The 14,976-nt window shown below is 27.7% G+C and carries 6 protein-coding genes and 1 tRNA gene; 5 read left to right on the top strand and 2 right to left on the bottom strand.

Going from position 1 to position 14,976, the window contains the following annotated elements:
* The first annotated feature begins 889 nt into the window (after positions 1-889).
* From H7S46_RS00300 to H7S46_RS00280, 5 genes are all read left to right on the top strand, one after another.
* On the top strand, positions 890-1,033 hold the full coding sequence (locus tag H7S46_RS00300; RefSeq protein ID WP_183042862.1) for a hypothetical protein: 144 nt from the start codon (positions 890-892) through the stop codon (positions 1,031-1,033).
* 809 nt (positions 1,034-1,842) lie between these two features.
* On the top strand, positions 1,843-2,445 hold the full coding sequence (locus tag H7S46_RS00295; RefSeq protein WP_183042861.1) for a LysE/ArgO family amino acid transporter: 603 nt from the start codon (positions 1,843-1,845) through the stop codon (positions 2,443-2,445).
* Between the two features lie 14 nt (positions 2,446-2,459).
* On the top strand, positions 2,460-3,722 hold the full coding sequence (gene serS, locus H7S46_RS00290) for a serine--tRNA ligase (RefSeq protein WP_183042860.1): 1,263 nt from the start codon (positions 2,460-2,462) through the stop codon (positions 3,720-3,722).
* Positions 3,723-3,744: 22 nt separating this feature from the next.
* Positions 3,745-3,830 (top strand) — tRNA-Leu (locus H7S46_RS00285).
* Between the two features lie 2,401 nt (positions 3,831-6,231).
* The gene (locus H7S46_RS00280; protein WP_183042926.1) at positions 6,232-6,534 is read left to right on the top strand and encodes a TusE/DsrC/DsvC family sulfur relay protein; all 303 of its coding nucleotides are present in this window, start codon (positions 6,232-6,234) and stop codon (positions 6,532-6,534) included.
* 5,006 nt (positions 6,535-11,540) lie between these two features.
* On the opposite strand, the gene dnaJ is transcribed toward H7S46_RS00280, so the two are convergent.
* Both dnaJ and dnaK read right to left on the bottom strand, forming a co-directional pair.
* Positions 11,541-12,605, bottom strand: coding sequence for a molecular chaperone DnaJ (gene dnaJ / locus H7S46_RS00275; protein WP_183042859.1), 1,065 nt, complete (start codon positions 12,603-12,605; stop codon positions 11,541-11,543).
* A gap of 21 nt (positions 12,606-12,626) precedes the next feature.
* Positions 12,627-14,561 carry a molecular chaperone DnaK gene (gene dnaK / locus H7S46_RS00270; RefSeq protein WP_183042858.1) on the bottom strand — a complete coding sequence of 645 codons (1,935 nt, stop codon included), beginning with the start codon at positions 14,559-14,561 and terminating at the stop codon, positions 12,627-12,629.
* Positions 14,562-14,976: the final 415 nt, after the last annotated feature.

Genomic DNA, 14,976 nt, shown 5'->3' with positions numbered 1-14,976 from the left:
TTATTTTATGTGTTATTTTATTTTATTTTAGAGTAAGTTTAGTTGTATTGAATTATTAAGTTAGTGTAGTTTGTGTAATGGTTTATGTAATGGTGTGTAAGGGGTTGTGTTGGTTAAGGTTAGGTTAAGTTGTATTGATTTGAAGTGTGTTAATGTATTTTGAAGTGTTTTAAGTTTGAGTTTGTTTTTTAAGTTAGTTTAAGTTATGGTTTGAAGTGTTTTGTTTTGTTTTGTTTTGTTTTTGATTAAGTTAATGTGGTTTTAAATTGTTTTAACTTAACTTAACTTGTTATGTTATGTGGTTTATTTTAAGTTAGTTATGTGTAGTGTGTTGTGTTGTGTTGTGTTGCTTTGTAATGTATTTTAAGTTGTTATTAGTGCTTTGTAAGGGGTTGTGCTTTGTAAGGTTAAGGTTGTTTTAAATTGTTTTAATGTGTTTTAGGTTAGGTTAAGTTAATATAAGTTAATGTGGTGTAATGTAATGTAATGTAATTTTTTTTAATGGTTTTTTTGTTTGTGTTGAATTTGTTATGTTATGTGTTGAGATGAGATGAGATGAAGTGTGTTGTTATGTTATGTTATTTGTTGTGTTGTTTTAATAAAATATAAGTTAGTTATGTGTTGTGTAGTGTGTTATTTTGTGTTTTGTTTTAGTGTTGTAAGTATTTGTAATGGTTTTGAATTGTTTTTTTGAGGTGTTGTTTTAAGTTTGTTTTGTTTTGTTTTGTTTTGTTTTAATGTTGTTGTTGTTTTTGGTCTGTTTTGAGGTAAGTTGTTATGTTTTTAAGTTGTAATGTTTTGTATTTGATTTGAAATGAAACGAAATGCTTTATTAGATGCTGAAATTTTATCATAAATTCATTTATAAAGACAAAGACAGGATAAAAAATTGAAACAAAAAAAAGAAGAGAAATTTAAAAAAAGTAATTTAAAAATATTATATCCAGTTAATAAAGAATTATTAGCACATAGAGAGAATATAAAGGAACTTAGAAAAAATATAGGTTTTTGTTTATGGGATCGTATAACTTAAAACACATTAACTTACCTAAAAATAAAATAACACAACTTAAAAGACCTCAATCAAAAACAAACAAACTACACATAACAAAGTAACACAACTTAAATTAATCCAAAAAATTTAAAACACTTCAACACAACTTATTAATCAAACCAAACCATTACAAACCATACCAAAACATTACAAACCAAACCAAACCAAAAAACAAAACAACTTAAAACAAAACAAAACAAAACAAACAATTCAAAACCATTACAAACAAAACCAACACAACTTAAATTATATTAAACAACACAACAAATAACATAACATAACAACACTAATACACTTCATCTCATCTCATCTCAACACAATTCATAACAACTTAATCAAAACCATACCATAACATAACATAACATAACACTTCATCTCATCTCAACTCAACACACTTCAACACAACACAACACAACACAAACCATTACACAACACCACAAAAAAAAAACTAAAAGCACAAAGCATTACATTACACCTACACTTAAATTAATGTAATTTAATCCAATCCAAAGCAACACAAACATTACATAACTAAACCTCACAGCACTGCATTACATTAACTCAAAGCAAAAAAAAGTAACACAAAATCATTTACTAATAAGTTAAAAGCATCTCAATTTCACATCATCGAATCATCAAAGCTATAAAAATAGTTTCACATTATGAGTATGCTGTAGTGTTTTATAGAGATATCATAAGGTATACTTTTATTTTTGCTGTAATGGTAATGTAACAAAGCAAATATATTGTTTTATTATGTAATTTAAATAAATAATAGGATATACAAAATGGGATTATTATCTGGATGCAATGGTTTAATATTAGGTGGCGCTTTAATTGTAGTAATAGGAGCGCAAAATGCATTTGTTTTAAATCAAGGGTTTCGTGGTAAATATCCTTGGATGGTGGCTTCAATATGTGCATTATGTGATTTAATATTAATTTCAACAGGTGTTGCAGGATTATCAGTTTTTATTCAAAAACATAAAGATTTTATTGTTATAGCACGTTGTATAGGTATAATATTTTTACTATTTCAATCTATAAAAGCTTTTTTACGTATTCGTAAATCAGAACAATTAAAAGTTATGAAATATTGTTCCAAAGGAAGATTAAGTATTATTTTAAGTACCCTTGCTATTACATTACTTAATCCACATGTTTATTTTGATACGTTATTAATGCTAGGTACTATTGGGGCTTCTCAGGCATGTCCGTATATGTTTGTATTAGGCGCTGGATTAGCTTCTTTTTTATGGTTTTTTAGTTTAATTTTTATAGCGAGAAGGTTGAAAATCTTACTATCATCTTCTAAAATGTGGAGATTCATAGATTTAATTACGGGCATAATTTTGTTAATTGTAGCTTGGCAATTAATAATACCTTTTTAATTTAATTACAATATATGTTAGATCTTAAATTAATTTGTAAGAAATTTAATAATTTTGTAAACAGATTAACAAAACGTGGTTTCGATTTAGATATAAATCACTTTAAAAGTTTGCTAGAATTACGCAATAAAATTAAAAATAAGACTGAAAAGTTACAGAATAAACGTAATTTTATATCTAAAACTATAGGTAATATTAAAAAAACAGGTGGTGGTGGTAATACTAAACATCTAATTTTAGAAGTGAATAAACTAAATAATAAACTTCATAAAAATATTTTTTATTTAGAAGCAACAAACAAGAAAATTTTAAAGTTTTTATTTAAAATACCAAATTTACCACATAAGAGTGTACCAAAGAAAAAAAATATAGAAATAATACGTTGGGGAAATCCTAAAACATTTAATTTTTCACTGCGTGATCATATTAAAATAGGATTAATAAATGGTGATCTTGATTTTGAATTAGCAACTAAACTAACTGGGTCTAGATTTACTTTAATACGTGGCAAATTAGCTAAATTACATCGTGCTTTAATACAATTTATGTTAGATAAGCAAGTTAATATTCATGGTTATGAAGAAATGTATGTGCCATATATAATAAATAGAAATTCTTTGTTAGGCACAGGTCAATTGCCTCAATTTAATAAAAATATTTTTGAACTTGAAGGAGTAAATGAATATTTTCTAATTCCAACAGCTGAAGTTCCTTTAATTAATAGTGTAAGTGGAAAAATTTTAAGCAAAAATGATTTACCAATTAAATTAACAGCACATTCTCCTTGTTTTAGAAATGAACCAGTATCTTATGGAAATGATTCTCGTGGTATTATGAGACAACATCAATTTGATAAAATAGAATTAGTACAAATAGTACATCCTGATAAATCTTATGTTGTGTTAGAAGATATGACAAAACATGCTGAAGAAATTTTAAAAGCATTAAAATTACCATATAGAGTTATGCTTTTATGTGCTGAAGAAATAAGTTTTTGTGCTTCTAAAACCTATGATATAGAGGTGTGGATTCCCAGTCTTAGTAAATATTTAGAAATTTCTTCAATATCTAATTGTGAAGATTTTCAATCAAGAAGAATAAAGACTAGATTTCGTCAATTTAAAGAAAAACCTACTTTGGTACATACACTTAATGGATCTGGATTAGCAGTAGGTCGTTGTTTGTTAGCCATTATGGAAAATTATCAAAACGAAGATGGTTCTATCACAATACCAGACATTTTACAGTCATATATGAGCGGAACTCAGCGTATTTAAATGTAATTATTAATGTACTTGTGCCGAGCTGGTGAAATTGGTATACACGCAGGTTTTAGGTGTCTGTGTCATGCTAATGACTTGGGGGTTCGACTCCCCCGCTCGGTCAATGATAAAAGTTATTTTACGTTACGTTATGTTATGTTATGTTATGTTCAGCTTAGTTATGTAAACTGACACTAAAAAAAACAACAACAGCAACTCAAACCAAAGCACCTCAACAACAACACAAAGCAACACATTACAACTTATATTAAAACAACTCAACAACAACTCACCCCACTAAACTAAACTAAACTAAACTAAACCACACTAAACTATTACAAACCACACCAACTCAAATACAACGTAACGTAACTCAACAACAATCCAATCCCCAACAACTTAAAGCAACACATAAACACAACTTATATTATATTAAAAACATTACACTTAACACCTCAAAACAGACCAATCAAAAACAACTAAACAAAACTTAATACAAAATAAAATAACTAAACTTAACTTAACTTAAAATAACATAACAATTTAAAACCATTACAAAGCATTAACTTAACTTAACTTAACCTAACCTAAACTAAACTAAAACACTTCAAAACATACCACTTCAAAAACAATTCAAAACAACTTAAAACAAAACAAAACAAAACAAAACAACCTTAACACAAAATCAAACCAACTTAATACTAATACACCACAACTTATTAATGTAAACCAATTTAATTTAATGTAATGTAATGTAATTTAATTTATATTAATGTAATTTTTTTTAATTGTTTTTTTGTAATGTAAACCAAACTAAACTAACACAATTTAATTTAATTTAATTTAAACCACATTTAACTTAACACAACTAAACTTACACATAACACAAAGTTAATCCAAAAAAACAACACCCAAACATTAATACAAAACACATTAACCTAACTTACACTACACTACACTACAACACACTACAAAAGCAAAATAACACAACTTTAAAAAAAAAACTTAACTTAAACCAAACCATTACAAACAATTTAATGTAAAACCAATTCAAATCAACTTAAATCACATTAAATCAACATCAACATCAACAACACATAACATAACATAACATAACAACACAACTTAAAACAAAACAAAACAATTTAAAACAAAACAAATTAAATTAAATTAAACAACACTTCAAAAACAAAACAATTCAAACTTCAAATAACAAATAAAAGAACAGAACATAACATAACATAACAGAACAATTCAAAACATATCAAAACATATCATTACAACTAAACTTAAAACAACACAACACATATCAACACAAATCAATTCAATTCAAATAACACTTCAAAACAAATCAACTACAACATCACATCAATTCAAAGCAAAGCAACAACAAAGCTACTCAACTCATATCATATCAACTCACACGAAAATTCAAATTAGTGTAAATTAACACAAATTAAATCAACTACACAACAACATCAATTTAATGTAATTTAAATTAATTTAAACCAAAACAATTTAATCCAAAACATACCATTACATAACAAATGACTTCAAATAAAATAACAGAACACAACACAACACAACACTTCAGAACAGAACAAAACAAATAAAAACAAATCAAATCATATCATCTCATCTCATCTCAACAACAAATAAAAACAATTTAAATCAAATAAAAGAACACAACAGAACACAACACTTCAAAACACTTCAGAACAGAACAAATAACACAACTTAAAAAAATTTAAAACAAATTAAATTAAACAACACATAACATAACATAACATACCATAACAAACCATACCATAACATAACACTTCATCTCATCTCAACAAATAACATATCATAACAAAGCAACACCTTTACAACACTAATACACTCAAACTCAAACTCAAAGCCAAAGCCAAAGCAACACACTTCATCTCATCTCAACACAACATAACATAACAGAACAACAACGTTTCAAATCATTTCAAAAGACTTCAAATCATTTCAAAACATAAAAGAAAATAACAGAACACAACAGAACAGAACACTTCAAAACACTTCAGAACACTTCAGAACAGAACAGAACAGAACAGAACAAATAAAATAAAAACACTTCAAAACATAACATAACATAACATATCAATTTAATTTAAAACAACTTAAATCAATTCAATTCAAATCAAATCAAACATTAAACAACTTAATCAAAACCACACAACAACTTACAACACAACACAACACAACACCACATAACATAACACCACTAAACAATCAAATCAAAAACATTACAAAATAAACATACCACATTAAATGTAAATTAACACACCAAAACAACAACACAAACCATTACAACAACTAAATCAAAAAAAACAACACATTAACAAACTTATATTACAAAACAACTTAATTCAAACCATTACAAAAAACATAACAAACTCAACCCCAAAAAAAACAAACAGACCAAACCAAAACTTATTACATTACACAACAACTCATCAACAACATTACAAAAAGCTTAGGAGTGAGAGTGAAAATGAAAATGAAAATGAAGATGAAGCCTTCTGTAGGGCATTTTTTAGCTTATAAAGAAGGGCGTATTCACAACCATTGCCATTGGGAAATAATATTATTGTTACGTAAATTTTACTGTAAATATAAAATTTCACCTACTATGCTTCCTTTAATTAATGAACTTAAATATTTAAGTTATAAAAAAGGAAATTCTATGTATTTACTTAATTTATTTAACTCTTTATCTTTAGAAAGTCCTGCTATGGTTGCAGTAAGATTAGCAGGATTGCCCAAGCCAAAGTATTGTAATGCTGTTGTGATGTAATCTAATGTACTTTCATATAATGTAATTTATTCTAATGATAAATAAGAAAAAAAAACTTATTCAATAACAGACCGACCTCAAAAACAAAACAAAACAAAACAAAACAAAACCGAACCTCAACAGTACAACCCAAAAAGACCTCAAAACACAACACATTAATGTAAACCAGACCAACTTACACTAATCCAAACCACACCAAAACTTACAACACACTACACTACACTACACTAATTTAATTAATCCACAACTTGAATTACAAAACAAACATTACATTAATACAAAACATATCAACTTATATTAAAACAATTTAAAACACATTAACTTATATTAACTTAACCTAACCTTACAACACACAACACAACACAACACCTTAACCTAAACCTAACCTTACACAACACCTCTACAACACAACAACTTAACTCAACACAACACAACTTAAACAACAAATAACAACACATTACATTACATTACATTACAACACAACAACTTACAACACACTTCATCTCAACACAAAATAACACAACTAAACTCAACAACAAAGCATATCAACACATAACATAACATAACATAACAACTTATATTAAAATACAACACACTAAATTAAGTTAGTGTAATCAAAAACACTTCAAAAAACAATCAAAAACACCTCAATCCAAAACAAACTACACATAACTAACTTAAAACAAATCAACACAATTCATAACAACTTAATCAAAACCATACCATACCATAACATAACATAACATAACACTTCATCTCATCTCACACTCAAACTCAAAGCAACTTAAACAACACCTTACAACACTAATACACTTCATCTCATCTCATCTCATCTCAACACATTACAACTCAACTTAACTTAACTTAACCCAACTTATATTAAAGTAACCTTACACTACACTACACTACAACACACTACACTAACTTAACCACCACAACTCATTAACTTACAAAAACAAAATACACTAACTTGATGTAAACAACACAACATTAATGTAATGTAATTTAAATTAATCCAATCAAACACATTAAAACAATTTAAAACACTTCAAAACTAACTTAAAAAAAAACTTAACTTAACTTAAAGCAAACCATTACAAAAACAACATTACAAACCATACCAAAACATTACATTAAATTAATATAATATAAATTAAATTACATTACATTACATTACATTACAAAGCATTACATTAACTTACACCAAACAATACAAACCACATAACATAACAAGTTAAGTTAAGTTAATCCAAAACAATTTAAAACCACATTAATCAAAAACAACATAAACCACACCACACCACATTAAATGTACATTACAAAGCATTACATTAACTCAACCTAACTTACACTACAACACTAAACTACACTAATTAAAACCTTACACTTAAGTTAAGTTAACAACATTAATTTAAACCAATACAAAACACATACACTAACTTATATTAAAGTCAACTTACACTACACTACACAAACACACTACAACACTTTACATTACACCACATTAACTTTAAAAAACTTAACTACACTAATACAAATTAATCCATTACAAATTAGTGTAAATTACATTAAACAACTTAAACCACACAAAATAACACCACTAAACAACATAACATAACATAACATTAAACCACACCACAAACTACACAACATCTCAACACTAATACACTTCATCTCATCTCATAACAACACACTTCAACACAACATATAACAAAATAACACAACTTATATTATATTAAACAAAACAACACAACATTACATTACATTACATTACACAAGTTAAGTTAGTGTAAGTTGTGGTATGTTTAGTTAATCCAAAAAACACCAAAACAAAGCACTTCAAAGCATATCAATTTAAAACAATTTAATGTAAAACACACAACAACATAACTTACAACACACTTCATCTCATCTCAACACAACATTAAAACAATCAAATAAAAGAACAAATCAAAACAAAACAAAACAAAACCATACCATTACATTACAAAACACTTCAAAAACAATTCAAAACAACTTAAAACAAAACAAAACAAAACAAAACAATTTAAAACAAAAGAAATAAAAGAACAAAGAACATAACATAACATAACATAACACTTCAAAACACTTCAGAACACTTCAGAACAGAACAGAACAGAACAACATAACATAACATAACATAACTTAACTTAACTTAACTTATATTAAAGCATAACTTAAAACAAATCAAATCATTTCAAAACATAACAAAACATTACAAACCAAATGACTTCAAAAGACTTCAAATCATTTCAAAACATAAAAGAAAATAACAGAACACAACAGAACAGAACACTTCAAAACACTTCAGAACAGAACAGAACAGATCAAATAAAATAAAAACAAATCAAATCAATTCAAAACACTTCAAAACAATTTAAAACAACTTAAAACACATTAAAACAATTTAAATCATTTCAAAACACTTCAAAACAAAACAAAACAAAACAACAACAACTTATTACACAACACCACAACTTATTACAACTTAAGTCAAAAGAAATAAAAGAACAGAACACAACACAACAACTTACAACACTAATACACTTCATCTCATCTCAACACAACAGAACACAACACTTCACTTCACTTCACTTCACTTCAGAACAGAACAGAACAGAACAGAACAAATCAACTTACATTAAATCAAATCGTTTCAATTCATTACAAAACATATCAACTTCAAAACACTTCAAAACAAAACAAAACAAACCAAATAAAAGAACAAAACATATCATATCATATCATTACAACTTACATTAAAACAACTTAAATCATATCAATTCAAATCAACAGCAACTACAACATCAAATAAAAGAACAAATCAACTACAACAACACAACTTAAACAACACAACAACTTACAACAAATAACATATCATAACAAAGCAACACCTTTACAACACTAATACACTTCATCTCATCTCACACTCAAACTCAAAGCCAAAGCAACACATAACAACAAACTTAAAACAAAACAAATCAAATAAAATAAAAGAACAAATCAACTACAACAACACATAACATAACATAACAACACAACTTAAAACAAAACAAAACAATTTAAAACAAAACAAATTAAATTAAATTAAACAACACTTCAAAAACAAAACAATTCAAAACAACATAACATAACATAAAACAAAACAAAACAAATCAAAACAATTTAAAACAACTTAAAAAAATTTAAAACACTTCAAAACAAAACAATTTAAAACAAAACAAAACAAAACAAAACAAAACAATTTAAATCAACTCAAATCATCTCAACTCAACTCAATTCGTTTCAAAAACAATTCAAATGACTTCAAAAAATATCAAGTCAAAACAAAAGACTTCATAACATAACAACATAACATAACATAACATAACATAACTTAAAACAAAACAATTCAAAACAATTTAAATCATTTCAAAACACTTCAAAAAATATCAAGTCAAAACAAAAGACTTCATAACAACATAACATAACATAACTTAAAACAAAACAAAACAAATCGTATCGTTTCAAAACATATCATTACAACAACAACTTAAAACAAATCGTTTCAAATCAACAACAACAAATAAAATAAAAGAACATATCAATTCAAATCAACAACAACATCAACATCAATTCGTTTCAATTCAAAACATTACACTTCAACTCACACTCAAAGAAAAGCAACTCACACAAACACAAACACCAACACCAACACCAACATCAATTCAATTCATATCATCTCATCTCAACAACAATTCATATCAATTCACACTTAATGTAAACCACACCAATACAACTCAAACCAAAGCAACTCAAATACAATTCATATCAAAGCAACTCAACTCAACTCAAATACAACTCAAAGAAAAAAAACTCAACTACAACTCACACCACACCACACCACACCACACCAAAGTAACTCAACAAATACAAACAAACAACTTAAATTAAACCATTACAATTCAACAACAACATCAACATCATATCACTTCATATCAACTCAAACATACTACAAAACACTCAAAGCAACTCAAATACAATTCATATCAAACCACAACTTAATGTAAACCAATTCAACTCAAAATAACACCACTAAACTAAACAAAACAAACATACCACACTAAACTAAACTAAACCATTACAAACAACACAATTTAAAACCATTACATAACACCACAAAAACAAACCAACATCAACAACAATTCAAACCATTACAAACCAAACAAAACCAAACTAAACCAAACCATAACACCTAAAAACAATTCAAAACCATTACAAACCACACCAACTTAAAATAACTTAAACCAAAAACAATACAAACTCAACCCCAAAAAAAACAAACAAACAGACCAAACACTTCAAAACATAACAACATAACTTAAAACAAAACAAAACAAAACAAAACAAAACAAACTTAATGTAAACCATAAACACACCACAAAACATAACAAACATTAAACAACTTAATCAAAACCACATAACATAACATAAACCATAACACCACAAGTTAAAACACTTCCACACCACACACATAACAACACAACTTAACATAACACAACACCTCAACAACACAACAACTCAAATACAACGTAACTCAACAACAACACAAAGCAACTCATTACAACTCAACACAACACAACACAACACATAACATAACTTACACTACACTACACTAACCTAACCTAACTTAACTTACACCACATTAAGTAACACAAAGCATAAACCAAAACAATCAAAACACTTCAAACCATAAAACACTTCAAAAAACCAAAACACATTACAACAAATAACAACACCTTACAACACTAATACACTTCATCTCATCTCAACACAAAATAACACAACATCTCAACACTAATACACTTCATCTCAACACACTTCAACACATAACAACTTAAACAACACAACTAAACTAATACATAACACACTAACTCAAACCAGTACAAACTATTACAACACACAGTGTAATACTACAGACAAGAACCGAACCAGACCGGTACAAACTAAAAATATTTTTGATCAAAACTTAAACTTTTTTTAAATTTACGTAATAATTCTTTTTGAGTTTTATTCAGATTGATAGGTGTTTCTATAATTACTTTACACATTAAATCTCCTGGGTAAATACTACGTAGTGATTTAACTCCTTTACCTTTAATTCTAAATTGTTTTCCTGTTTGTGTTTCAGCTGGAATTTTTAATAGAACTTTATTTCCTTCAAGAGTAGGCACTTCTAATATACCTCCTAATGCTGCATCTACAAAATTAATTGGTAATTCACAGTATAAATTCTTGCCTTCTCTAGTAAAAAATTTGTGTGGCTTAATAGATATTTGAACATATAAGTCTCCAGAGGGGCCTCCATTAATACCACCTTCTCCCTCTCCGATAATTCTTATACGATCCCCATTATCTACACCTTGTGGAATTTTAATAGATAATTTTTTTTTGTGATTTATACGACCTTCCCCATTGCATTCACTACAATATTTTTCTATAATTTCACCATTACCATTACAATTGTGGCATGTTTGTTGTATAGAAAAGAAACCTTGGTGCATACGTATCTGACCTACTCCTTTACAACTATGACAATACTTATTTTTATACCCAGGCTCTGATCTATTCCCATTACATCTATTACATTTTACTAATTTTTTTAAATTAATATTTAATTTTGTGCCATAAATAGCTTCTTCAAGTTTAATATTTAAACTATAACGTAAATCAGAACCTTTTTTTGGGGTATTGTTGTTATCTCCAAAAATATCTCCAAAAACATCTCCAAAAATATCACTAAAACCTGTATTAAAATTATTATTTGAAGTTTGACTTTGACTCCCATCTATTCCTGAATGTCCAAATTTATCATAAGCCTTTCTTTTTTCTTTAACGGAGAGTATTTCATGCGCTTCAGAAACTTCACGAAAAACTTTTTCTGCTTGTTTATCGTTAGGATTTCTATCAGGATGATATTTTTGAGCTAATCTACGATATGCTTTTTTTATTTCTTTTTGATCAGCATTTCTATTAACACCTAATACTTCATAATAATCACGTTTGGACATTATTAAATCAAGCCTTTTCCTTTATTTAGTTTTAGTTTTCTTTTTCTTATTAACTTCTTCGTATTCAGCATCCACAACATCTCCTTCTTTTTTATTAGAAGAATCTTCTGGTTCTTTTTGTTGTTGTTCTGAAGGTTTTTCTGTTTTTTTAGCTGAATATATTGTTTGATAAATTTTACTATATTCTTCAGTAAGTTTATTTAGATCCTCTTTGATTTTTTTTATATCATCACTTTTTAATGTTTCTTCTAAATTATTAATTAAAGATTCAATTTTGTTTTTTTCATCTTTATTTTTTATTTCTTTTGAGGTTTTACGGATCGAATGAATCATACCATCCGCTTGATTTCTTATTTGAACTAACTCTTCAAATTTTTTATCTTCTTCTTTATTTGATTCTGCATCTTGAATCATCTTATTTATTTCATTTTCCGAAAGACCGCTAGAAGATTTAATTACTATGGATTGTTCTTTTCCAGTTGCTTTATCTTTTGCTGTAATATTTAATATCCCATTAGCATCTAAATCAAACGCTACTTCTATTTGTGGAGTACCTCTAGGTGCAGGCGGTATATCAGTCAAATCGAAACGACCTAATGATTTATTTTGTAAAGCTTTTTTTCTTTCTCCTTGCAAAGCATGAATAGTAACAGCTGTTTGATTATCTTCTGCAGTTGAAAAAATTTGTGTTTTTTTAGTAGGTATTGTAGTGTTTTTTTCTATTAATGGGGTCATTACACCACCCATAGTTTCTATTCCTAAAGTTAAAGGAGTTACATCTAATAAAAGAACATCTTTAACATCTCCACCTAATACGCCTCCTTGAATTGCTGCGCCCATTGCTACAGCTTCATCTGGATTTACATCTTTTCTAGCTTCTTTACCAAAAAATTCTGCCACTTTTGTTTGAACTAAAGGCATACGGGTTTGACCCCCAACTAATATTATCTCATCAATCTCCTTAGTTGTTAATTTAGCATCATCTATAGCTTTTTTACAAGGTAAAAGCGATCTTTTAATTAAATCTTCAACTAATGACTCTAATTTAGCTCTAGTAATTTTTAGATTAAGATGTTTAGGACCTGTTTTATCTGCAGTTATATAAGGTAAATTAATATCTGTTTGTTGAGAACTAGAAAGTTCTATTTTTCCTTTTTCAGCAGCTTCTTTTAAACGTTGCATTGCTAAAGAATCTCCTGATAAATCAACCCCACTTTCTAATTTAAATTGTTTGACTATATAATTTATTAATTTTAGGTCAAAATCTTCTCCTCCTAAAAAAGTATCCCCATTCGTAGCCATTACCTCAAACTGAGTTTCCCCGTCAACATCAGCAATTTCTATGATTGATATATCAAATGTTCCACCACCTAAATCATAAACAGCTATTTTTTTATCACCTCTATTTTTATCCATGCCATAAGCTAAAGCAGCAGCTGTAGGTTCATTAATTATACGTTTTACTTTAAGCCCTGCGATACGTCCAGCATCTTTAGTGGCTTGTCTTTGTGAATCATTAAAGTAAGCTGGTACTGTAATTACAGCTTCATTTATTTTTTCACCTAAATAATCTTCTGCTGTTTTTTTCATTTTTTTTAATATTTCTGCACTAATTTGAGGGGGTGCTAATTTTTTATTTTTTATTTTTACCCATGCATCTCCATTTTCAGCACTTACAATTTTATATGGCACCATGTTTATATCTTTTTGTACTATATCATCATTAAATTTACGTCCAATAAGACGTTTAATTGCATATAAAGTATTAGAAGGGTTAGTTACAGCTTGCCGTTTTGCGGATTGCCCAACTAATATTTCATTATCATCAGTATATGCAATTATAGAAGGGGTAGTGCGGGCCCCTTCGGAATTTTCTATAACACGACTTTTTCCATTTTCTAACACTGCCACACAAGAGTTAGTAGTGCCTAAATCAATACCTATAATTCTTATCATATTAACTACCTCATAAATCTATTCTATAAAATATGAAAAATCTCATCTATTCCAATTTAATTAATTGGATCCATTAAACACAAACCCCAAAAACTCCAACTCAAAAATAAAAACACACCTTCACAATAATCCACTCCAAAATCTGCACATCCTATCATATACAACACTGCACTTTTACAAAATACAATAATCACTTCACTTTCTTTCTTTCTTTCTTTCTTTGATGTACTGCTACTGACTTTTTTGTTTATACTGCGTTGCGTTGCGTTGCGGTCATACTAACATCTTACCACAAACACCATTAATACAGTAATCATATTTTGTGCACAGCATCTCAAAACAAAAAAGTCAGTTCCAATAAAATAAAGTCAACGCTACAAAGCACAATATAAGCTTAAACATAAACAGCAGAACT

The organism is Candidatus Portiera aleyrodidarum (assembly GCF_902713745.1).
GTDB classification, from domain to species: Bacteria; Pseudomonadota; Gammaproteobacteria; order Johnevansiales; family Johnevansiaceae; genus Portiera; species Portiera aleyrodidarum_D.
Note: the sequence above shows the minus strand (reverse complement) of the source record. Positions and strands in the feature narration are given on the sequence as shown.

Coding starts and splice junctions, on each gene's coding strand:
- H7S46_RS00295 (WP_183042861.1), top strand. CDS start 1,843: ATGGGATTATTATCTGGATGCAATGGTTTAATATTAGGTGGCGCTTTA.
- serS (WP_183042860.1), top strand. CDS start 2,460: ATGTTAGATCTTAAATTAATTTGTAAGAAATTTAATAATTTTGTAAAC.
- H7S46_RS00280 (WP_183042926.1), top strand. CDS start 6,232: ATGAAAATGAAAATGAAGATGAAGCCTTCTGTAGGGCATTTTTTAGCT.
- dnaJ (WP_183042859.1), bottom strand. CDS start 12,605: ATGTCCAAACGTGATTATTATGAAGTATTAGGTGTTAATAGAAATGCT.
- dnaK (WP_183042858.1), bottom strand. CDS start 14,561: ATGATAAGAATTATAGGTATTGATTTAGGCACTACTAACTCTTGTGTG.